The sequence below is a fragment of the Mucilaginibacter rigui genome, assembly GCF_014773275.1.
GTDB lineage: Bacteria > Bacteroidota > Bacteroidia > Sphingobacteriales > Sphingobacteriaceae > Mucilaginibacter > Mucilaginibacter rigui_A.
Map to the genome: position 1 here is coordinate 808,413 of NZ_JACWMW010000002.1, position 23,310 is coordinate 831,722.

Annotated in this window: 21 protein-coding genes; 13 read left to right on the forward strand and 8 right to left on the reverse strand. The window is 43.5% G+C overall.

What is annotated here, in order from left to right; translation table 11 throughout:
• Positions 1-15: 15 nt before the first annotated feature.
• Entirely contained in the window at positions 16-228 is a 213-nt protein-coding gene (locus IDJ75_RS10705) for a hypothetical protein (protein ID WP_191175615.1), read from the reverse strand.
• 160 nt (positions 229-388) lie between these two features.
• Positions 389-1,663 carry a phosphoribosylamine--glycine ligase gene (purD, locus tag IDJ75_RS10710; RefSeq protein WP_191175616.1) on the reverse strand — a complete coding sequence of 425 codons (1,275 nt, stop codon included), beginning with the start codon at positions 1,661-1,663 and terminating at the stop codon, positions 389-391.
• Positions 1,664-1,757: 94 nt separating this feature from the next.
• Between purD and IDJ75_RS10715 the strand changes: the two genes are divergently transcribed.
• From IDJ75_RS10715 to IDJ75_RS10735, 5 genes are all read left to right on the forward strand, one after another.
• Positions 1,758-2,513: a hypothetical protein gene (locus IDJ75_RS10715; RefSeq protein WP_191175617.1), complete on the forward strand. Its 756-nt coding sequence runs from the start codon at positions 1,758-1,760 to the stop codon at positions 2,511-2,513.
• 130 nt (positions 2,514-2,643) lie between these two features.
• Positions 2,644-5,952: a preprotein translocase subunit SecA gene (secA, locus tag IDJ75_RS10720; RefSeq protein WP_191175618.1), complete on the forward strand. Its 3,309-nt coding sequence runs from the start codon at positions 2,644-2,646 to the stop codon at positions 5,950-5,952.
• Positions 5,953-6,078: 126 nt separating this feature from the next.
• Positions 6,079-6,555 carry an SPOR domain-containing protein gene (locus IDJ75_RS10725; RefSeq protein WP_191175619.1) on the forward strand — a complete coding sequence of 159 codons (477 nt, stop codon included), beginning with the start codon at positions 6,079-6,081 and terminating at the stop codon, positions 6,553-6,555.
• Positions 6,548-7,732 (forward strand): M20 metallopeptidase family protein, encoded by a 1,185-nt coding sequence (locus IDJ75_RS10730; protein ID WP_191175620.1) that lies wholly within the window; start codon positions 6,548-6,550, stop codon positions 7,730-7,732. Before IDJ75_RS10725 ends, IDJ75_RS10730 begins: the two co-directional genes overlap by 8 nt.
• Before the next feature lie 36 nt (positions 7,733-7,768).
• Entirely contained in the window at positions 7,769-8,707 is a 939-nt protein-coding gene (locus tag IDJ75_RS10735) for a hypothetical protein (RefSeq protein WP_191175621.1), read from the forward strand.
• 39 nt (positions 8,708-8,746) lie between these two features.
• On the opposite strand, the gene IDJ75_RS10740 is transcribed toward IDJ75_RS10735, so the two are convergent.
• From IDJ75_RS10740 to IDJ75_RS10750, 3 genes are all read right to left on the reverse strand, one after another.
• Positions 8,747-9,289: an SRPBCC family protein gene (locus IDJ75_RS10740; RefSeq protein ID WP_224746559.1), complete on the reverse strand. Its 543-nt coding sequence runs from the start codon at positions 9,287-9,289 to the stop codon at positions 8,747-8,749.
• Between the two features lie 92 nt (positions 9,290-9,381).
• Complete coding sequence (asnS, locus tag IDJ75_RS10745; RefSeq protein ID WP_191175622.1) at positions 9,382-10,818, reverse strand: asparagine--tRNA ligase; 1,437 nt, start codon at positions 10,816-10,818, stop codon at positions 9,382-9,384.
• Positions 10,819-10,896: 78 nt separating this feature from the next.
• Positions 10,897-11,382, reverse strand: coding sequence for a hypothetical protein (locus tag IDJ75_RS10750; protein ID WP_191175623.1), 486 nt, complete (start codon positions 11,380-11,382; stop codon positions 10,897-10,899).
• A gap of 156 nt (positions 11,383-11,538) precedes the next feature.
• Between IDJ75_RS10750 and IDJ75_RS10755 the strand changes: the two genes are divergently transcribed.
• The 4 genes from IDJ75_RS10755 to IDJ75_RS10770 all read left to right on the forward strand — a co-directional run bounded on the left by IDJ75_RS10755 (position 11,539) and on the right by IDJ75_RS10770 (position 15,921).
• Positions 11,539-12,477, forward strand: coding sequence for a DMT family transporter (locus IDJ75_RS10755; RefSeq protein ID WP_191175624.1), 939 nt, complete (start codon positions 11,539-11,541; stop codon positions 12,475-12,477).
• Positions 12,478-12,567: 90 nt separating this feature from the next.
• Positions 12,568-14,496: a DNA primase gene (gene dnaG, locus IDJ75_RS10760; protein WP_191175625.1), complete on the forward strand. Its 1,929-nt coding sequence runs from the start codon at positions 12,568-12,570 to the stop codon at positions 14,494-14,496.
• Positions 14,496-14,864, forward strand: coding sequence for a YraN family protein (locus IDJ75_RS10765; RefSeq protein ID WP_191175626.1), 369 nt, complete (start codon positions 14,496-14,498; stop codon positions 14,862-14,864). The genes dnaG and IDJ75_RS10765 overlap by 1 nt, the downstream gene beginning before the upstream one ends.
• A gap of 1 nt (position 14,865) precedes the next feature.
• Positions 14,866-15,921 carry a glutaminyl-peptide cyclotransferase gene (locus tag IDJ75_RS10770; protein ID WP_224746560.1) on the forward strand — a complete coding sequence of 352 codons (1,056 nt, stop codon included), beginning with the start codon at positions 14,866-14,868 and terminating at the stop codon, positions 15,919-15,921.
• A gap of 73 nt (positions 15,922-15,994) precedes the next feature.
• Here the strand turns inward: IDJ75_RS10770 and IDJ75_RS10775 are convergent, their stop codons facing one another.
• On the reverse strand, positions 15,995-16,966 hold the full coding sequence (locus IDJ75_RS10775) for a GlxA family transcriptional regulator (RefSeq protein ID WP_191175628.1): 972 nt from the start codon (positions 16,964-16,966) through the stop codon (positions 15,995-15,997).
• A gap of 137 nt (positions 16,967-17,103) precedes the next feature.
• Between IDJ75_RS10775 and IDJ75_RS10780 the strand changes: the two genes are divergently transcribed.
• The gene (locus IDJ75_RS10780; protein ID WP_191175629.1) at positions 17,104-17,664 is read left to right on the forward strand and encodes a dihydrofolate reductase family protein; all 561 of its coding nucleotides are present in this window, start codon (positions 17,104-17,106) and stop codon (positions 17,662-17,664) included.
• A gap of 7 nt (positions 17,665-17,671) precedes the next feature.
• Entirely contained in the window at positions 17,672-18,250 is a 579-nt protein-coding gene (locus IDJ75_RS10785; RefSeq protein ID WP_191175630.1) for a dihydrofolate reductase family protein, read from the forward strand.
• A 645-nt stretch (positions 18,251-18,895) separates the two neighbouring features.
• Here the strand turns inward: IDJ75_RS10785 and tnpA are convergent.
• Entirely contained in the window at positions 18,896-19,330 is a 435-nt protein-coding gene (tnpA, locus tag IDJ75_RS10790; RefSeq protein ID WP_191175631.1) for an IS200/IS605 family transposase, read from the reverse strand.
• A gap of 423 nt (positions 19,331-19,753) precedes the next feature.
• Positions 19,754-21,400 carry a glucose-6-phosphate isomerase gene (gene pgi, locus IDJ75_RS10795; RefSeq protein WP_224746562.1) on the reverse strand — a complete coding sequence of 549 codons (1,647 nt, stop codon included), beginning with the start codon at positions 21,398-21,400 and terminating at the stop codon, positions 19,754-19,756.
• 263 nt (positions 21,401-21,663) lie between these two features.
• On the opposite strand from pgi, the gene IDJ75_RS10800 reads away from it, so the two are divergent.
• Positions 21,664-22,101: a hypothetical protein gene (locus IDJ75_RS10800; RefSeq protein ID WP_191175632.1), complete on the forward strand. Its 438-nt coding sequence runs from the start codon at positions 21,664-21,666 to the stop codon at positions 22,099-22,101.
• Between the two features lie 90 nt (positions 22,102-22,191).
• A protein-coding gene (prfB, locus tag IDJ75_RS10805; protein ID WP_191175633.1) for a peptide chain release factor 2 occupies positions 22,192-23,284 on the forward strand; the annotation gives its coding sequence in 2 pieces (ribosomal slippage) (positions 22,192-22,251 and positions 22,253-23,284; 1,092 coding nt in all).
• Positions 23,285-23,310: the final 26 nt, after the last annotated feature.

The window sequence follows — 23,310 nt, forward strand, 5'->3', positions numbered from 1 at the left end:
CTTTTTAATTTGCAGTTAAGCGTATAAACATTCCGTAGGCCTGCAGGTGCCTGTTGGGCTATCGCATTGCCATGATATTATGGTACCAACATATGGCCCATAAGGATCAGGACACCCTGTCGGCCCGCAAACAAAGCCATCATTTAACCCGCATTGGCGATAGCCGCCGGTAACAGATTTCATTTCTTTTCGGGTTAGTACTTTCCCAAAGTTTTTTAGTTTTTTCATTGCATTTAGTTTTAATGTAATCTAATATACCAATAATTTGGATAACATTAATTATCAGGCAATTATTTAGAAAGTATTAAAAGGCAACCGTTAATTATTGCGTCATAAAAAAAGCGGTACTGAATTTCAGTACCGCTTTTTTATTATTATAAAATGGATGTTATATAAGGTCAAATCCTATATCTTTTCTAAAATACACGCCATCATAATAAATGCGTGCGGCATCGGCGGTAGCTTGCTGCAAAGCATCAAACATATTATCCTGCAAGCTGGTAATGGCCAGTACGCGGCCACCGGTTGCTTTTATATCTTCGCCATCTAAGGCGGTGCCTGCATGGAAAACATGCGAATCGCGTACGTTCTCAATCCCGCTAATGGTTTTATCCTTTAAATATTCGCCGGGATAACCACCCGCCACACAAACTACGGTAGCAGCAGTTTTGCCGGATATGATCAGCTCCTTCTCGTTAAGGTTGCCCTCGGCAACGCCAAGCAGCAGGTCAACAAAATCACTTTCAATGCGTGGCATAACACTTTCTGTTTCGGGGTCGCCCATGCGGCAGTTGTATTCAATAACCCAGGGTTCGCCGTGGGTATTCATCAGGCCAATAAATATAAAGCCCTTGTAAGGGATACCTTCTTTCTTCAATCCCTCTATCGTAGGGATAATAACTTTTTGCTCTACCTTTTGCATAAAGGCAGCATCAGCAAAATGCACCGGCGAAACTGAACCCATTCCGCCCGTATTTAAACCGGTATCGCCTTCGCCAATGCGTTTATAGTCTTTGGCCTCGGGTAATATTTTATAGTTGCTGCCATCGGTCATTACAAAAACCGAAAGCTCTATCCCCTGTAAAAATTGTTCTATCACCACTTTCGAGCTGGCATCGCCAAACTTGGCTTCGGTAAGCATCTCTAAAAGTTCCTGGCGTGCTTCTTCAAGCGTAAGGCAAATTAAAACGCCTTTGCCTGCTGCCAGTCCGTCGGCTTTTAAAACAACCGGCAGGCCGGTTGTAGCTAAGTAATCAAAACCTTCCTGTAATGTATCGCGGGTAAATGTGCGCGATGCGGCTGTAGGTACGTTATTGCGCTGCATAAACGCTTTCGAAAAATCCTTGCTTCCTTCCAGCTGGGCAGCTTCCTGCTGCGGGCCAATAACCGGGATGTTTTTTAACTGCTCATCTGCCAGGAAAAAATCATGGATGCCTTTTACCAGCGGTTCTTCGGGGCCAACCAGTAACATTTTAATATCGTTTGCCAATGCAAAAGCTTTGATGCCTTCAAAATCGGTAACCTTTAAATTAACATTGGTGCCATACTGGCCGGTGCCGGCATTGCCTGGTGCAATAAACAGTTTATCGCATTTTGGGCTTTGTGAAATTTTCCAGGCGAAGGCGCTTTCCCTTCCGCCCGAACCAAGGAGCAGGATATTCATGCGGGCAAATATAGTTAATGTGCAGATATGCAGGTGTGCAAATGAATTATTTGAGGGATAATTGTAAGTTTACCAAACAGCCTAAGCTATATATATGAATAACTTATTGAGAAGTTTTATTTTGTTGGTGTTGATGGGTATCTCTGTTAAGGGCGTTTGCCAAATAACAGCAGATGATATTAGAGAGGGTTTAAAAGGTAAGGTGGCTACTATGAAAAAAATAGATTATAGTATCTATCCCGATATCGAATCCATTTCTTTTTCCTTATTTGATGCACAAGGCCGCATCATCAATGCCGTGTATTCAGACAGCGTGCAATCGCTGGGTTATATTTGGAAATTCAGATACGATGGCGGAAAAAAACTCCTGGGGCTAACCAAGTTGAAAAACGGTAAAATTATATCTATCTACACAAATATTTATGATGCCAAAGGGAATTTGGTTCAGCAAAACCTGGCTACTAATGATCGTACATACTTTAAACCTGTTAAATACTTTTTCAAATACAACAAGCAAGGCCAATTAATTGAAGTTTATAATGAAGAGTATGGTATTGATATTAATCCTTCAAAAAAGATATTTACATATGATAAAAATGGGCTCAGAGTAACACAATCAACCTATAACAATGATGGCTATTTAAAGGATAAAGCCTTTATGATGTATAACGGCCATCAAGATATTATCAAAAATGTACATTATTATGATGTGATGTCACCAGATAAATTTAGTACAAGTTTATATAGCTATACTTACGACAAAAAAGGGAACTGGATTGTGCGAAGAAAAAAAGAGCGCTATTCAAATAAATTTGAAATCATTCAAACCCGGAAGATCACTTATCATTAATAACATTCTGTTAACTGTCATGCCCTTTTAACTTTCTCCTTTCAGCTCAAAAACGTACCTTTGCATGTCAAAATGACTTTAAAATTGCACTGGCGCAATTATTGAGTTTGGTGCATTATAAAAAAATAATATGTTAGATTTTTTCAGCAAGCTTTTTGGAAGCAAATCAGAGCGCGATGTTAAGGCCATATTGCCTATTGTAGAGAAGGTTAAGGCTGCATATGCCAAGCTTGATCAGTTAAGCAACGATGAGCTTAGGGCCAAAACCATAGAATTTAAAGAAACTATTGCTGCCGGCCTTGCCGGTATTGACAGCGAGATACAGGCTATAAAAGACCGTACCGAAAACGAGCTGGATATAGAGGTAAGCGAAAAGGTTACCTTATACACCCAGTTAGATAAGCTGGAAAAAGACCGTAATAAAGAACTTGAAGATATATTATTAAATATTTTACCTGAGGCTTTTGCCGTGGTAAAAGAAACTGCCCGCAGGTTCTCATCAAATAAAACCATTGAGGTTACCGCAACCCAGTTTGACCGCGAACTGGCCGCCAAAAAAAGCAACGTTTTAATAAAAGGCGATAAAGCTATACACCACAATACCTGGCTTGCTGCCGGTAACGAGGTTACCTGGAACATGGTACACTACGATGTGCAGCTGATAGGGGGTATTGTATTGCACCAGGGTAAAATATCTGAGATGGCAACGGGCGAAGGTAAAACGCTGGTAGCTACGCTGCCTGCATACCTTAACGCTATTGCCGGGCAGGGTGTACATATTGTAACCGTGAATGATTACCTGGCCCGCCGCGATAGCGAGTGGATGGGCCCGTTGTATGAATTCCACGGCTTATCTGTTGATTGTATTGATAAACACGAGCCAAACAGCGAAGAACGCCGTAAAGCATACTTGGCCGATATTACCTTTGGTACCAACAACGAATTTGGTTTTGACTACCTGCGTGACAATATGACACGCAGCCCCGAAGAACTGGTGCAACGTAAGCTGCATTATGCCATGGTGGATGAGGTTGACTCCGTGTTAATTGATGATGCACGTACACCGTTAATTATATCGGGCCCGATACCACGCGGCGATGAGCACGAATTTTATGAATTAAAACCACGTATAGAGCGTTTGGTTAACGCGCAAAAGGCGTATGTGAACACCGTTTTAAACGAAGCTAAAAAAGCTATAAACGATGGCAATACAGGTATTGATGATGGCGGTTTAGCTTTATTACGCGCCCACCGCGCCCTGCCAAAAAACAAGGCGTTGATCAAATTCCTGAGCGAAGGGGCTAACAGGCAGGTGCTGCAAAAAACCGAAAACCACTACATGCAGGATCAGGGTAAGGAAATGCCGAAGGTTGATTCTGAACTGTTCTTTATCATCGATGAAAAAAACAACTCGGTTGAGCTTTCTGAAAAAGGTATAGAACTGATCACGGCATCGGGCGAAGATCCTAATTTCTTTGTGATGCCTGATGTAGGTACCGAAATTGCCAATATCGAAAAATCTGATCTCCCGGCCGAACAAAAAATAGCCCAGAAGGATGAACTGATGCGCGATTTCTCTATCAAGTCAGAACGTATCCACTCGGTTAACCAATTGCTTAAGGCTTATACCTTGTTTGAAAAAGATACCGAATACATCCTTGATGAAGGCAAAGTGAAAATTGTTGATGAGCAAACCGGCCGTGTATTAGATGGCCGCCGTTACTCTGACGGGTTACACCAGGCTATTGAGGCAAAAGAAAACGTTAAGGTTGAGGATGCAACGCAAACATTTGCAACCATCACCCTGCAAAACTATTTCAGGATGTACCACAAGCTTTGCGGTATGACGGGTACCGCCGTTACCGAAGCGGGTGAGTTTTGGCAGATATATAAACTGGATGTGGTAGAGATACCAACCAATACGCCAACCAGCCGTGCAGATATGCAGGACCTGGTTTACCGTACCATTCGCGAAAAATACAACGCCGTTGCCGAAGAAATTGAAAAACTAACAAAAGCCGGCAGGCCGGTACTGGTGGGTACAACATCGGTAGAGATATCAGAATTGCTGAGCCGTATGCTTAAGCTGCGCGGTATAAAACATAACGTACTGAATGCCAAAATGCACCAGAAAGAGGCCGATATTGTGGCCGAAGCAGGTAAGGCTGGCACTGTTACCATTGCTACCAACATGGCAGGCCGTGGTACAGATATAAAACTGGGCGAAGGTGTACAGAACGCCGGTGGTTTAGCCATTGTAGGTACCGAACGCCATGAGAGCCGCCGTGTTGACAGGCAGTTGCGTGGTCGTGCAGGTCGTCAGGGCGATCCGGGTTCATCCCAGTTCTTCGTATCTTTAGAGGATAACCTGATGCGTTTATTCGGATCAGAGCGTATCTCTAATCTGATGGTGCGTATGGGTATAGAAGAAGGCGAAGTTATTCAGCACTCCATGATCTCAAAATCTATCGAGCGTGCACAGAAGAAAGTTGAAGAGAACAACTTTGGTATCCGTAAGCGTTTGCTGGAGTATGATGATGTAATGAACTCACAGCGTACCGTTATATACGCTAAACGTAAAAACGCATTATTTGGCGACCGCCTTGATGTAGATATCAGCAATACCGTTTTTGATGTTATTGAAGATGTGGTTACCGAATATAAAGAGAGCAATAACTTTGAAGGCTTCCAAATGGAAGTGATCCGTTTATTCTCGGTAGATACCCAGGTTAACGCTGAAGAGTTTGCAGGTACAAGCATTGCCGCACTGGTTGACAGCACATTTGCAGAGGTTACTGACTTTTACAAACGCAAAGCCGAAGCCGTTGCCCAACAGGCATACCCGGTAATAAAAGACGTTTATGATACCCGTGGCCAATATGTAGAGAACATCGTAGTTCCTTTTTCTGACGGTATCCACGGCCTGCAGGTTTCAGTTCCGCTTAAAAAAGCGGTTGAAAATAAAGGTTTAGAGGTGTTTAAATCGTTCGAGAAAAACGTTACACTTTACCTTATTGATGATGCCTGGAAAGAGCACCTGCGCGAAATGGATGAGTTAAAACAGTCTGTACAGAACGCGGTGTACGAGCAAAAAGACCCGCTGTTGGTTTATAAGTTCGAGGCGTTTGAATTGTTCCGCCAGATGTTAGCGAACGTTAATAAAGAGCTGGTTAGCTTCCTGTTTAGGGGCGGTATAGCGGTTCAGCAAGAGCCTGAGCAGGTACGTGAGGCAAAACCTCAGCCAAAGCTTGATCTGAGAAACATGCGCACCTCAAAACCCGAGCTTGTTAGCGAGGCTAACGGTATGCCAATGGAAGATACCCGCGAAATACAAAAGCCAACCCCGGTAAAGGTTGAGCAGAAAATTGGCAGGAACGACCCTTGCCCATGCGGTAGCGGCAAAAAATACAAAAGCTGCCACGGCCAGGGACAAAATTAAAAAAACAGTAAGTCATCCTGAATTTGTTTCAGGATCTCCCGAGTCGATTGGTCAGCATTCGGTCGACTTTGTATGTGGGATGCCGAAACAAGTTCGGCATGACAACGTTTGTTGAATAAAAAGAACATGAAAAAAGCAATATCTGATACTCAAGTGCCTTTAAGCCTCATCAGATATTGCTTTTTGTTTTTACTGCTGGCAGCACCGGCTATAGCCTTTGCCCAGGAGAGAGGTAAAGTACAGGTAGTAGCCCCTCCATTGTTTGATACCCTTTTAGCTAAACGTGCGGCCCTTAACAGTAAAGTGGGCGGCGGCGGGGGCTCGGCAACAGTCTACTCATCTTCATTTGGTTACCGCGTGCAGATCTATAGTGGCAGCAACCGCGGTGCAGCCTATAATGCACAGGCAAAATTCAATAAAGAGTTTCCCGAAATGCGTACCTATATTGTGTACCACGAACCGAACTTTAAGGTACGTGCCGGCGATTTTCGTACACGTATTGAAGCCGAACGTATGAAAGAGCAGTTAAAAGTATGGTTCCCGATAATGTTTATCATATCAGAAAAAATTAATCCACCCAAAACGGTTATCACTAATGATTAAAGAAAAGATACAGGCTTTAGCAAAAGATATTTTTAATGATGTAGTGGCCAACCGCAGGCATTTGCACTCGCACCCCGAGCTTTCTTTCCACGAGGTAGAAACATCAGTGTTTGTGGCAAATAAACTGGAAGAGCTTGGGCTTGAATACCATAAAATGGCCGATACCGGCCTGGTAGCACTGATAAAAGGTGATAAACCGTCTGACCAGGTGGTGGCCCTGCGTGCCGATATGGACGCGCTGCCCATTACCGAGGCGAACGATGTGCCGTACAAATCGCAAAACCCGGGTGTTATGCACGCCTGCGGGCATGATGTACACACCTCGTCGTTACTGGGTGTGGCCAAAATATTAACCAATTTGAAAAGCGAATTTGGCGGCACCATCAAACTGATCTTTCAACCGGCAGAAGAGAAACTTCCCGGCGGTGCAAGCCTCATGATACAGGAAGGTGTATTGGAAAACCCAAAACCAGCCGCTGTGATTGGCCAGCATGTAATGCCGCTGATAGATGCCGGTAAGGTTGGTTTCCGTGCGGGCAAGTATATGGCATCAACTGATGAGCTTTATGTTACGGTAAGGGGCAAGGGGGGGCATGGTGCGCAACCGCAGCAAAATGTAGACCCGGTTGTGATCACCGCGCATATTATTACGGCATTACAAACCATTGTGAGCCGCTCTGCAGACCCTAAGAGTCCGTCGGTTTTATCGTTTGGTAAGGTAATTGCCAATGGCGCTACCAATGTGATACCAAACGAGGTTTATTTGGAAGGAACTTTCCGTACCATGGACGAAAAATGGCGTTCTGAGGCCCATATTAAGATCAAAAAGGTCGCCGAAGGTATTGCCGAAAGCATGGGCGGCAGCTGCGAGTTTAACATCATGAAGGGATACCCTTTCCTCATTAACGAAGAAAAACTTACTGCTAAAACCCGCGCCAATGCCGAGGATTATTTGGGCAAAGAGAACGTGCTCGACCTGGATATATGGATGGCAGCAGAAGATTTTGCCTATTACTCGCAAGTGGCCGATTCATGCTTTTACCGCTTAGGCACCCGTAACGAAGCACGGGGTATCACCTCATCGGTACACACCCCAACATTTGATGTCGAAGAAAGCGCACTGGAGCAAAGCGTTGGCCTGATGGCTTACCTGGCTGTTAAACAATTGGGTAATTAGTAAATAGGCTATAGACGGTAGTACATGGGGTACAGTATGAACAAAAGTATACTCATAACTTTCTGCTTTTTGATCTCCGCTTTCAGCTCTTATTCGCAGCAAATCCCCCGCTTCAATCCTGATACTATCCGAACTATCGTGATCGATTCGCCGGTAAATATTGTGTCGCATAAGCTGCGCGCACAGGACTTTATTGACGCAGTAATGGCCGATACCGGTTTTTATAAGGCGTTTCAGAATATGAAACTGTATGCTTTTACTGCCGAGAACCGCATTTTTAGCTATGATAAAAAGAATAAGGTTAACGGCAAAATATACCGCCGTATACTGCATAGTAACGAGGCCAGTAAGCACAAGGTAGAATATACTGCCAAAAGCGATAGCGGCAACGTTTTTAAAAAGAACGGCAAATACCAATTGTATACAGTAGAGATGTTCGATTATATTTTCATGAATGCCTATAATTCCGGAATTGTAAAATCTGAAAGTACAGGCACGGCAAACAAAGGGAAGAATGAAGGCTACAGGGCCAAACTGAAAACACTGGTATTTACACCCGGCCGTAAGGTGAACGGGATCCCGTTTATCAGCAGTAAAACAGAAATTTTCGGGCCCGATATGCGGCAGTTTTATACCTACGAGTTTGCAAGGGGCAAGTATTTGGACAGCATCCCCGTATATCGTTTTAAAGTTATCCGTAAGCCCAGTTCATCGCCGGATGATGTGGTGATACAGGAAATGACCACCATTTTTGATATGAATAACTTCCAGATCCTGGGGCGATATATCGACATGAAATACAGTAATATGCTGTTTGATTTTAACGTGCAGATGGATATTGAACTGAACAGGTTTAACGATCAGTTACTGCCCGTTAAAATAAGTTACCAGGGTAATTGGAATATTCCCTTCCATAAGGAAGAGCGCGCCAGCTTTTTGATTGTGCATAAGGATTATAAGAGGGAAGCCCCCTAACCCCCTGAAGGGTGAACAGAATTTGGCTAAAGCCATTTTTCATTGTCCTTTATCCGTCCCATAAAATGGGACGGCAATGATTTGTATTGAAAAGTTTGCTAATTCATTGCCGTTGGCTTCAGCCAACGGGGTGCCTTTCTCCGCCTCCTCCTTGATCACCTTATTCCGCGTAATCAACAACCCGGTCATATATTTTTTTAGGAATAACCAATTGGCCAGTTTACCCAATATGCCCAATGGCGATTGAAAAACGAACACATCCCGCATAGCGGTTTGCTTATCATCCCCGGTAAAATAATGCTCATGGCGGAAGCTTTTAAAAGCACCTTCAACCAATTCATCTGCAAAAAAAGTAGGCGAATTAAAATCAGTGATTTTTGAGGTGAGGTTTTGCCACACACCAAAATGTTTTGCCCGCCAGGTTACGGTTTCGCCGAGTTCAATTAAGCCGCTGGTGCGGCCTGCTACAGCCCGCTCACCGGTATGGGCGGTAGAGGCTACATGGATATCTATATCCCTGGCGATATCGAAGCAACGCTGGATAGGGGCATTGATGTGTGTGGTTAATTCTATTATTGGCATCTCACTGGCAAATTACAAATGGAGGGGAGATAAAACAAAAAACGCCGATCATAAATAATCGGCGTAATTGTAAAATCGTATATATCTGCGGTTTAAAACTCAGCGTTCTTCGGGAACCTTGGGAAAGGGATCACATCACGGATGTTGCCCATACCGGTAACAAACAGTACCAAACGCTCAAAGCCCAAACCAAAGCCGGCGTGCGGGCAGCCTCCGTAACGGCGGGTATCCAGGTACCACCAAAGCTCATCTTTAGGGATGCCTATCTCGTCCATACGTTGTTCAAGCTTATCTAAACGTTCCTCCCGCTGCGAGCCACCTACAATTTCACCGATGCCCGGGAAAAGGATATCCATAGCGGCAACAGTTTTACCATCATCATTCTGGCGCATGTAGAAGGATTTTATCTCTTTCGGATAATCCGTCAGGATCACCGGTTTTTTAAAGTGTTTCTCAACCAGGTAGCGCTCGTGCTCTGATTGCAGATCGGTGCCCCATCCTTCAATCAGGTATTGGAATTTCTTCTTTTTGTTCGGGGTAGATTCTTTCAGTATCTCGATAGCTTCGGTATAAGTAAGTCGCTCAAAATCGTTATTCAAACAAAACTGCAGTTTCTCTAACAGGTTAAGTTCAGAGCGGTCTTGCTGTGGTTTTTGTTTCTCTTCCTCTAACAAACGCTGACTTAAAAACTCAATATCATCCTTGTTTTTATCCAGCGCGTAACGGATAACATATTTCAAAAGTTCCTCGGCCAGGTCGGCGTTATCTTTCAGATCGTAAAAAGCCATTTCGGGCTCTATCATCCAAAACTCGGCCAGGTGGCGGGTAGTGTTCGAGTTTTCGGCACGGAAGGTAGGGCCAAATGTGTAAATATCGCTCAGGGCCATAGCGCCCAGCTCGCCCTCTAACTGGCCGGATACGGTAAGGTTAGTGGCACGGCCAAAAAAGTCCTGCTTAAAATCAATTTCGCCGGTTTCTGTTTTTGGCGGGTTGGCCAGGTCAAAGTTGGTAACGTGAAAGGTTTCTCCCGCTCCTTCTGCATCACTCGCTGTAATAACAGGCGTGTGCAGGTAAACAAACCCGCGTTCCTGGAAAAAGGTGTGTATAGCGAAAGACAGTGTGTTACGCACCCTGAAAATAGCACCGAAGGTATTGGTACGGAAACGCAGGTGCGCTATCTCGCGTAAAAACTCAAGGCTATGTTTTTTGGGTTGTAATGGGTATTTCTCCGGGTCGCTATCGCCCAGTATTTCTATAGAGGTTGCTTTAACATCAACACTTTGGCCTTTACCTAACGATGCTACCAGCCTGCCGCTAACGCTAAGCGCCGCGCCGGTGGTAATACGTTTTAATAAAGCAGGGTCGGTGTTTTCAAAATCGACAACTATCTGGAGGTTATTATTTGTCGAGCCATCATTTAAAGCGATGAACTGATTGTTACGGAAGGTGCGTACCCATCCCTTAACAGTTACATCAATGTCGGTTTTACCGCTTTCAAGCAGTGCTTTAATTTTTGTACGAGTGCTCATATAAAAGTATTTGAGCGGCAAAAATACAATTATTTGCTAAACCTGTAAGCAGTAAAACCCTACATTAATGCATCAAAATTAGTTGCGTGGCAAGTAAATGAGGAATTGGCCTTTAGTGTACTTAACGCTATCAGGGTAAGTGCTTGATGTTGTTGGGAAAGTACGCTTAAGTTTTAAAGTGAATTTACCCGCAATTGCCTTGTTTACAGAATCCACGTCAGTAACCTCGAGCGAGCTTCCGTTGGCTAAGCCAATGTTATAACGGCTAACCGTATCGTTACCAATTTTTTGGTAGTATTTTCCCTGGTTGCCGGTTAAGGCATAAACACCCTTGCCTGTGTATTTAATATGCATCCTGATGCCAGCATCCCGGCTTTTTCCAATTATAGAAATAGAATCGGTGCCCACCTTAGCGCTGCCCGGTTCGCCATAAACCTGCAACCCATTCTTTTCGGCAACAAAATAAGGTTGATAACCAGTTGAGCAGCAATTATCATTGTTTTTTAAGCAGGCTGTAAGCAGCAACGATAATAGCGCCAGTGAGGTAAATGTTAACTTTTTCATGATCCGTGTTTTTAATCAGTGTTTTTAAATGTATTGTTTCTACTATACGTTAAAAAAATTGCGGGTGCTACAGATGGGAAGAAAATTTTTGCAAGAGATGAAAGTTTTGTTAGTTAACCCAGCTCCCGGCTTTTATTTGCGTAGCAAAAAGTGAGAATGCCGGAAACCATGGGCGCGTTACTGCAGGTAGATATAAACAAATCCTTAAGTTTGCAGCTCAATAAATTCTTCATGAAACCGAAGCTAAGCCTTGTTATTGGCATCCTGTGTATTTCTTTCTCGCCAATATTTGTAAAGCTTGCCGCCTCGCCGGCCATTACATCGGGTTTTTACAGGATTTTTATTGCCTGGCTGTTCTTACTACCTTATTGCATTATTAAAGGCAAACTTAAAACAACTCCAAGGACACTAATTATCACTATTATTGGCGGTATGGTTTTCGGGGCTGATATTGCCATGTGGAACATCTCATTGTTAAAGATCAGTGCTACGGTATCAACCCTGTTGGCCAACCTTGCCCCTGTTTGGGTTGGGTTGATGAGTTACCTGTTTTTTAAGAAAAAATCGGGGAAGATGTTCTGGGCAGGCACTATCATTGCTATTGTAGGCATGGTGATACTGGTAGGCTACCAAAACGTAATCAATTTACAATTTAACGAAGGTATACTTTATGCTATAGCGGCAAGTATGCTTTATGCAGGTTACCTCATGATAACCAAAGGCGTTTTAAAACATACAAACACTTTTACCTTTATGTTTTACAACATGCTGGGCGCAATTGTATTGTTAATAACCGTAGCCCTGCTGCGTAATGATGCCTTGCTGGGTTTTGATACCGCTACGTGGGGCTGTTTTTTGGGTATGGGCGTGCTTTGCCAGTTAATTGGCTGGCTTACCATTAATCATTCCCTGCGATACCTGGAGCCTACCAAAGTGGCTATCGCCTTATTAGGGCAAACTGTTATAGCCGGTTTCTTAGCCATCGGTTTTCTTGGCGAGGTTCTGCATATAAAAGAAATAATTGGGAGTATTATTGTATTGGTAGGGATAGGGCTGTCGTTTTTGAAAGGTAAGGCTGCTAAAGTAGCGCCGTAGTAAACATCGCCACATTTATTTGGAATTTCATATATTTAGGCAGCTACGAAAAACTTACTTTTGTACCCGCCCAATCGCGAAGCAACAAATATGATCACCAAACCCACCGTAGACCGTATAATGGAAGCCACAGATATTGTGGAGGTGATTGGCGAGTTTGTGCAATTAAAAAAACGCGGGGCCAATTTCGTGGGCTTATCGCCATTTGTGAATGAGCGTACGCCATCGTTCACAGTTTCGCCGGCCAAGGGCATTTTTAAAGATTTTTCATCGGGCAAGGGGGGCAGCGCCATTACTTTTTTAATGGAGTTGGAGAAATTCACTTACCCCGAAGCGCTTAAATGGCTGGCCAAAAAATACGGTATAGAGGTTGAAGAAACGGTTGACACCACCGAAAACCTGGAAGAGCAAAATCACCGCGAAAGCTTGATGATCGTGTCCGGCTTTGCCGCCAAATTCTTTCATGAAAGTTTATTAGATACCGATGAGGGACAAAGCATAGGCCTCAGTTATTTTAAGGAGCGCGGCTTTAACAGCGAAACCATCAAAAAATTTGAGCTGGGCTACTCGCCCGACCAATGGGAAGCCTTTACAGGCGAGGCTGTTAAGCAAGGCTATAAGGAAGAGTTTTTGGTAGAGAGCGGCCTTTCGGTTAAACGCGACAACGGTTCGCTGTACGATCGTTACCGGGGCCGTGTAATGTTCCCTATCCATAGCTTTACCGGCAGGGTGATAGCTTTTGGCGGCCGTACGCTCAAAACTGATAAGAACGTACCCAAGTATGTAAACTCGCCCGAGTCGGAAATTTACCATAAATCGAACGTATTATACGGCCTTTACTTTGCCAAGCGTGCCATCCGTGAGGAAGACAACTGCTACCTGGTAGAAGGCTATGCCGACGTAATATCGGTACACCAGGCGGGTATCGAGAATGTAGTGGCATCATCGGGTACATCGTTAACTGTAGAGCAGATCAGGCTGATAGGCAGGCTTACTAAAAACATCACCATACTTTATGATGGCGACGCAGCGGGTATAAAAGCATCGCTACGCGGGCTGGATATGATATTAGAGGAGGGGCTGAACGTAAAGGTAGTGCTGTTCCCCGACGGGCACGACCCTGATTCGTTTGTGCAGAAATTTGGCACCAACGCCTTTAAAACGCACGTTGATCAAAACAAGAAGGATTTTATCCTTTATAAAACCGACATGCTTTTAAAAGATGCCGGTAATGACCCGATCAAAAAAGCCGAGGTTATCAGGGAGATCGTAGAAAGCATCGCCAAGATCCCCGATTCTATCAAGGCATCGGTGTTTATACAGGAATGCAGCCGCATATTGCAAATTGAAGAACGCTCTTTGAATACAGAGTTGAACAAAATGCGCCAGGCTAAGGCCAAAAAGGATCACCAGCAGCAGCAGAACCACCGGCCGGAACCTTCGCCCGAAGACCTGTTGTTTTTTGATGAGCCGGAAGCTAAAGTTGCAAAGGAATCTGACACGCAGGAGAAGGAAATAGTGCGCTTGTTGCTCCTTTACGGCAATAAAATGATTGATTGGGATGGCATAGCCAATACCTACATAGGCCCGTTTATGATTGCCGAGCTAAGTGATGTGGAGTTTGATGAGCCAACAAGTAAGTATTTTATGGAGATCTATCGACAGGAGGTAGAGAACGGCGTATTGCCCGAAGAGCAGCATTTTATCCACCACAAGGATAAGAACATTGTTGATTTGGTGGTTACCCTGCTGGCTACGAAATATACGCTAAGCGAGAATTGGTACGAAATGCACAAAATACTGGTGCCAGACGAGCAGGCCAATATGAAGGCAACCATATTGGGGGCTATTTTCCACCTTAAAAAACAAAAGGTGGGCAAGATATTGGAAAAATTGCGAAACGAGCTGAAAGTAACTACCGGCGAGGCAGACCAGGAAATTCTGATGAACCAGTACATGCACATGAAAAAGGTAGAGAAAACCATATCTGATTACTTAGGCTCGGTGATACTGAAATAATGGCAACCCACAACGACCTGGGCCGAAGAGGCGAAGCAATGGCGAAAGCCCACCTGGAGGCCGCCGGTTACGAAATAATGGACGAGAACTGGGTTTTCGGTAAAGCCGAGGTCGACCTGATAGCCTATAAAAACAGCGTAATTATTTTCACCGAAGTAAAAACCCGCACCGGCAATGGCTTTGGTGAACCCGAAGATTTTGTAGATGCCCGCAAACAGCGTTTATTGGTTGAGGCTGCCGATGAATACATATATTTGATGAATCATGAGGGCGAAGTGAGGTTTGATATAATATCTATCCTTTTCGACCGTAATAATAACCATACATTAAAACATATTGAAGATGCCTTTTGGCCTTCTGCCATTTAACATGAATAAAAGATTAGCCCTTTTCGCTATCGTAGCGCTGTTAGCCTACGGATGTAAAGACAATAATAAACCAGCCGACGAATTTACCATAAGCCCGGATGCAGGCAGTAACTACAAAAGCGGCGATGCTATTGCACTTAAAGTGAATATCCCCACAGGAGCTAAAATAGATTCGGTAGTGTACCTGGTAGATTCGGCCCGTGTTGGTGCATCTAAAGATTCATCGGCAGTAAACTTAAAAACCGATAGCCTTGGTTTAGGTGCAAGGGTTATAACTGCCAGGGTTTACCAGGCGGGTAAAAGCCAGGAATTAACCACTAATATAAACCTGCTGGCTGCAAAAGCACCTGAAGAATTGGGCTTTAAGGTAGAGAAGGTTTTTCCGCATGATACCTCATCGTACACCGAGGGGCTGGAATATCACGACGGAATATTATATGAAAGTGACGGCGGCCGCTTAACTGAAGAAACTGGCCAGTCGAGCATGCGAAAGGTTGATCTGACAACCGGGAGAGTCATAAAAATGGTACCGGTAGACCCTAAAATATTTGCCGAAGGTATTACCGTGGTTGGTGATAAAGTAATACAACTTACCTGGACAGAGAAGATCGGTTATGTTTACGATAAAACTACTCTGAAATTGCTGAACACCTTTACCAATAATGTTGGTGTTGAAGGTTGGGGAATGACCTTTGACGGTACTAAAATTTACATGGATGATAGTACTAACCGTATCTGGTTTCTGAATAAGGATACCTACCAGCAAACAGGCTATGTTGATGTGTACGATAATAAAGGGCCCGTAAACAAACTGAACGAACTGGAATACATTAATGGGAAGATCTATGCCAACGTTTACGGCACAGATGATATATTGGTAATTGACCCCAAAACGGGTGCTGTGCTGCAAAAAGCAGATATGACCGACCTTTACCTTACCCGTAATGCAGGAGCCGACGTACTAAACGGCATAGCCTACGATAAAGCCACCGGCCGCATTTTTGTTACCGGCAAAAAATGGAATAAGCTTTTTCAGGTGAAGTTTTTTAAGAAATAAAAAGCAAAGCCCCAATCTGTCGGGGCTTTGCTTTTTACTCAAATCTTGTTAGGAATGACAACGATCATAGGGTTTAACTTTCCTTATTATACTTATTCCTGTACTCTACAGGGGATAATCCGGTAATTTTTTTAAACACCGTACGGAAGGCTTTGGTATCTGAATAGCCAACATCATACATTACCTCGTTCACATTTTTACGGCTGCTTTCCAGGTGTTTTTTTGCAGCCTCCATCTTAACGCGCTGTATATACTCCAGCGGGCTATTATTGGTAGCCTTCTTAAACCTACGTTCAAAATGGCGTTTGCCGATGGCGTACTTCATGGCCAGGTCTTCTACCGAGATCTTTTCGGTGATGTTGGCCTCTATAAATTCCTGCGCTTTTTTTATTGGTTCATCCTCGTGTGTTTTTTGCCCGTTAAACATAATAAATGGCGACTGGCTCTTGCGGTCTATTTCCAAAGCAAACATCTTTGCCGCCATGATAGACATATCGCGCCCGGCGTATTTTTCAACCAGGTATAAAAGCAGGTTCCAGTACGATGTTGCGCCGCCGCTGCTATACAAACCCTTTTGCTCGGTAACAATGCGGTCATCCACTAAGGTAACGTCAGGGAACATCTCCCTAAACTCATTTGCAAACCGCCAATGGGTAGAACATTCCTTTCCGTTTAGCAGATCGGTTTCAGCCAGCAAAAACGCGCCAACGCAAAGGCTGGCAACTTCGGCACCTTTATAATACTGGTCAACTATCCACGGTATAAATTCTTCGTTGCGTTTTATGCTTGTCGCCATATCTCCGCCAAAGGCAGGAATAATAATAAGATCGGTTTTTTTAACATCGCTCAATACAGCATCAGTATGTACCGAAAATAAGCCGCCATGCAGTTTCACTTCTTTATGTAAGCCCACCAACTGCAAATTAAATGCAGGCGGTTTGCCAGCAGCAGCTAAAAAATCATTTACCCCGGTGAATATTATTCGCGGGTCAACAATGCTGGCTAATACAGCTTCGTTGGTGATCAGGATCGATACATGTCTCATAAGTAGGTAATGCTTATAGGTTTACAGGAATAAATGTAGTGAAGATGGAAGTCGTAAACAACCCTTAATTAGTCCTTTTTGCACCGTGCCGCATATTTACAGCGCAAGTACATTTGTAGTGCCAAATAAAATAAATAGTGAGAAAACTAAAATTACAGATGCAGGTTAGCATTGATGGTTTTGTGGCCGGCCCAAATAACGAAATGGACTGGATGACCTGGAACTGGGACGATGAATTGAAAAAATACCTACAAGGCATAACAGAGCCTGTAGATACCATTATACTTGGCCGTGTATTGGGCGAAGGCTTTATCCCGGTTTGGGAAAAACGCTCAACTGCCCCTGATGCCGACAGCTTTACTCATAAAATGGTAAACGCCCCTAAAGTAGTATTCACCAAAACCCTTACTAAAAGCCCCTGGGAGAATACCACCCTTGCCACCGGCAATTTGGTTAAAGAGATAAATAAATTAAAAGCCCAACCAGGCGGCGATATTGTGGCCTATGGTGGCGCCCGCTTTGCATCGGCATTAATAGCAGCTAACCTGATAGACGAGTATCATATATTTGTGAACCCTGTTGCCATTGGCAAAGGCAAAACCATATACAACGCGCTTGATGATAAGCTTGCCCTGAAACTGGTAAAGGCTACACAGTTTAATTGCGGCATTACCGTGCTTTGCTATAACCCTGCATAATGTTTTGATGCGGAAGTTAGTTGTATCGATGAATGTAACCCTTAACGGGTATATGGCCGGCCCGCATGGCGAGCTGGACTGGCATACACCTTATTGGGATAACGAACTGAGCCGGGCCGTAACCCAACAATTGAGTAATGCCGATACGCTATTGCTGGGGAGGGTTACTTACAATGCCATAGCACCCTATTGGCAGGCACAGCAAACCAGCCAGTTTGGCGCCCGTGAAGATGCGGATTATGCCGATATGATAAACCGGTATGAAAAGGTGGTGTTCTCCAAAACACTTAAAAATGTAAGCTGGCATAACTCGCGGCTGGCTAGCCGGAACATTGGTAAAGAGATAACTGTATTGAAAAAATCGGAGGGTAAAGATTTGCTGGTATATGGTAGCGGTAAGCTGGTTGCCGCATTAAGTAAACTGCGATTGGTGGATGAATATCGCTTATGGGTATACCCGGTGGCCTTGAACAAGGGGAGGGCGTTATTTAAAAATTTGCGTGAAGAATTGGGTATGCAGCCCACTAATATAAGTGTGTTTGAGAGTGGGGTGGTGTTGATGTGTTATGAGATGAAATTTGGCTAAAGCCACTTTGCATACTGCTTATTCCGTCCTTTAAAGGGACGGCAATGAATCTGATTGGGTTTGGCATGTTATAGGAGAACCATTGCCGTTGGCTTTAGCCAGCGGATAGCCTTTGCATACTGCTTATTCCGTCCTTTAAAGGGACGGCAATGAATCTGATTGGGTTTGGCATGTTATAAGAGAACCATTGCCGTTGGCTTTAGCCGGCGTATAGCCTTTGCATACTGCTTATTCCGTCCTTTAAAGGGACGGCAATGAATCTGATTAGGTTTGGAATGTTATAAGAGAATCATATCTGTTGGCTTTAGCAGCGGATAGCCTTATTTCGTCCTTGAAAGGGACGGCAATGAATCTGATTGGGTTGGGTATGTTATAAGAGAATAATTGCCGTTGGCTTTAGCAGCGGATAGCCTTATTCTGTCCCTTGAAAGGGGCGGCAATGAATCTGATTGGGTTTGGTATGTTATAAGAGAATCATTGCTGTTGGCTTTAGCCAGCGGATAGCTTTTGCATACTGCTTATTCCATCCCTTGAAAGGGACGGCAATGAATCTGATTGGGTTTGGAATGTTATAAGAGAATCATTGCCGTTGGCTTTAGCCAACGGATAACCAAACAGCTAATCCCGGCTTTAGCCGAATACAGATTATGCTTTAACAACAGTCCAACCGTACACATTCGTAAATTCATCCGCCTCTTCTGCAAATGTTTTTTTAGCATGATGTTTTTCCTGATTCTTGATATAACCGATAACCGTTTCAACCTGCGATTCACTTACCGAAACAGCAAAGTAATCATCCTGCCAGCCAAATGTTTCATCCAAAAAACGCTGCTTATTTACCCAAAAAGAAGATTCACCTTTTATAAGTTGAACTATTTTAGATATGCTTTGATCCTTTCCTAATGATATTAAACAATGAATATGATCGGTATAACCATTAATTGCCTGTAAAAATATTTCTTTCTTTTTACAGTTCTCAATAATGTGCTGATGCATCTTATATCTCAATTCCTTATTCATCCAGGGTTGCCTGTTTTTAGTTGAAAACACTAAATGAACCCAGATTTTTACAAATGACATGTTTATGGTTTTGGCTAAAGCCAAGATAGGAAATTTCCTTATTCCGTCCCATAAATGGGACGGCAATGATATCAGGCACTTCATTGCCTTGCTTCATTGCCGTTAGCTTCAGCCAACGGATAGCCTAAAATAGGAAATTTCCTTATTTCGTCCCATAAATGGGACGGCAATGATATCAGGTACTATCTTGCTTCATTGCCTTGCTTCATTACCTTGCTTCATTGCCGTTGGCTTCAGCCAACGGATAGCAGGCAATGATATCAGGCACAATCTTGCTTCATTGCCGTTGGCTTCAGCCAACGGATAGCCAAAATGAAGGAGAAATCCTGTTCGATATGTATATTGAACAGGATTTCTCCTCGTGCCTCGTTCGAAATGGCAGATTAATTTGCCTGCTGCAAACTCAAAACAGCCAGCCGAAGCTTACCTCCAGGCCTTATACTGATTGATCAACCCATTGGTTGATGAATCATGACTTGTTATTTTGCTGTCGTCTTTCAACTCAGGCAAGATCTTGCCGGCCAGTTGTTTGCCCAGCTCAACACCCCATTGGTCAAAGCTGTAAATATTCCAAATGATGCCTTGTACAAATATCTTATGTTCGTACATGGCTATCAGGCTGCCTAAAGTATGCGGGGTTATTTTTTTAACAAGTATAGAGTTTGTTGGGCGGTTACCTTCAAATACTTTAAACGGCGCTATTTTGCTTATCTCCTCTTCGGTTTTACCTGCTTTTTTCAATTCATCAATCACAACCTCTTCGGTTTTGCCATTCATCAACGCTTCGGTTTGGGCGAAGAAGTTAGATAGCAGCATATTGTGATGCTCGCCCAGCGGGTTGTGTGATTGTGCCGGTGCTATAAAATCGCAGGGGATCAATTTTGTTCCCTGATGAATTAATTGGTAAAATGCGTGCTGGCCGTTTGTGCCGGGTTCGCCCCAAATAACAGGGCCTGTTTGGTAGTCAACATCCTTTCCGTTACGGTCAACATGTTTACCATTGCTTTCCATATCGCCTTGCTGAAAGTACGCCGCAAAACGGTGCAGGTATTGGTCGTATGGTAAAATAGCCTGGGTTTCGGCTTCAAAAAAGTTATTGTGCCAAATGCCTACAAGGGCTAAAGTAGCGGGCAGGTTTTGTTCAAGCGGGGCCGTTTTAAAGTGGTTGTCCATTGCATGGGCACCTTCAAGCAACTGCACAAAATTATCAAAGCCAACACTTAGGGAGATTGACAGGCCAATTGCGCTCCATAACGAATAGCGGCCACCAACCCAATCCCAAAACTCAAACATATTTTTGGTATCGATGCCAAATTTTTCAACGCCTTCGGTATTGGTAGATAATGCCGCGAAGTGTTTAGCCACATCCTCATCCTTGCCGCCGTTTTCGATGAACCAATCGCGGGCGCTGTGGGCGTTGCCCATAGTTTCCTGCGTGGTAAATGTTTTAGATGCGATCAGGAACAGCGTAGTTTCAGGGTTAACCGTTTTTAATGTTTCGGCTATATGTGTACCATCCACGTTTGATACAAAGTGCATGGTTAAATGATTCTTGTAAGCTTTTAGCGCTTCGGTAACCATAACGGGACCAAGATCTGACCCGCCGATGCCTATGTTTACCACATCGGTTATAGCTTTGCCGGTGTAGCCGGTCCAACTGCCGCTGATAATGGCTTCGCTGAATTCCTGCATGTGATCCAATACCCGGTTCACATCAGGCATTACATCTTTACCATCAACATAAACAGGGGTGTTGCTTCGGTTGCGCAAGGCAATGTGCAGCACCGGGCGGTCTTCTGTAACATTGATCTTTTCTCCGGAATACATGGCTTCAATTGCCTTATTTACACCACACTCGCGTGCTAATTGCTGCAGCAAGGCAAGCGTTTGCTCATCAATGCGGTTTTTGGAATAATCCAACAAAATATCTTCAAACTGCAGCGAAAATTTTTCAAACCGCTGATTATCAGATTCAAATAGTTCTTTTAAGCTTTTTGATACAATATCAATGTAATGGTCGGTTAAATATTTGTACGCCTGGGTGCTTGTGAAATCAATATTTGGCAGCATAGTTGTGATGTTTTTTGTAAAAATAACAAGTTAAAACTGAGCCGGTCATTAAATATGAAAAAAGGACATTTTACTGTTATTTATACACTTATAAACATCGCCTACATAGTGTTTGTTTTACACTTATAGAATTGTCATTTCAATAACAAATATTTGATAATTTTTATAAATTGAAAATAAACATTCAATATATTTGTGGTGTTGGTAAGAAAACCAATTATTTTTCATCATTTTCTTAATTTGTTTTTTAAATACATTATACCATGTTCGAAAAACTTTTTTTGCTCGTAAAAAATAACGCAGGTACAGCTGTTATTAATAACCCGGTAATCCCTGAGAAATATCGTGAGGCGGTGATGAATGATGCTTCAAGCTCAATCATCGAGGTGTTGAAAGGCCAGTTGGAAAGCGGCAAATTAAAAGACCTGGTAAAGTATTTTCAGTTTTCGGCCATTTATGAAAACCCGCTTATAAACAGCGCGGTAAATAAATTTGCCAACAAGCTTAACAACTTCTATAACATTAGCACGGCCGAGGCCATGAAAATTGCCGATGGCTTGATACCACCTGTTATGCACCAACTGATGGAAGAGTCAAAAGTTGAGGGGAGTAAAGACTTTTCATTGAGCAGCATCCTGTCAAAGATAAGTGGTAACGTTACCGATATGGGTTTACTGCTAAACCAAATGCGAATAGCTTAAACGTTTAATATAATTATGTAAAAGGCTTGGTTGTTGTTACAATCGAGCCTTTTTTTATTTGCCGTGTTCGCAATTTTATATATTTGCCTTATGACAAAAGAAAACATGCAGGATTTAAGGGACAGAACAACGTCCCTGAGGAGGCATCTTTGACATCGATACCAAACTCGATGCTATGCAAAAAGAGCAGGACATAACATTAGGGCCAAATTTTTGGGACCATCCTAAGGAAGCCGAAAAAGTCCTGGCATCTATCAAAACAAAAAAAATATGGACCGATGCTTTCCAGAAAGTGGTATCGGTAGTTGAAGATACGAATGTATTGTTCGAGTTTTTTCAGAGTGGCGATGCTACCGAAGCCGAAATGAACGAACAGTACGCGCAGGCTGTTACCGCGGTTGAAGAGCTTGAATTTAAAAACATGTTAAGCGCCGAAGAAGACCAGTTTAACGCCGTATTGCAAATTACGGCCGGTGCCGGTGGTACCGAAAGCTGCGATTGGGCCGGTATGTTGATGCGTATGTACATTATGTGGGGCGAAAAAAATGGCTACAAAGTTACCGAGCAGGATTACCAGCCGGGCGATGTGGCCGGTGTAAAAACTGTTACCCTACAGTTGGAAGGCGATTTTGCCTACGGATATTTAAAGGGCGAAAATGGTGTGCACCGTTTAGTACGCGTATCGCCGTTTGATGCCAATGCAAAACGCCATACCTCATTTGCCTCGGTGTATGTTTACCCTCTGGTTGATGATACCATTGAAATTGAGGTGAACCCCGGTGATATTGAATTTGAAACCTTCCGTGCGGGTGGAGCCGGCGGACAAAACGTAAACAAGGTTGAAACCGCTGTACGTTTATACCACAAACCATCGGGCATTATCATAAAAAACCAGGAATCGCGCTCGCAGTTACAGAACAAGGAAAATGCCATCCGCTTGCTGAAATCGCAATTATACGAGATAGAGATGCGCAAACGCCAGGAGGCATCTAATGCCATTGAAGGCAGCAAAAAGAAAATAGAGTGGGGTTCACAAATCCGAAACTATGTATTGCATCCATATAAACTGGTAAAAGACCTGCGTACCGATCATGAAACATCAAACGCCGCCGCTGTACTGGATGGCGATTTGAATGAGTTTTTAAAATCGTACCTGATGGAGTTTGGCGGACCGAAGAATTAAAAAGCACCATTTAATTCCCTCCCTGC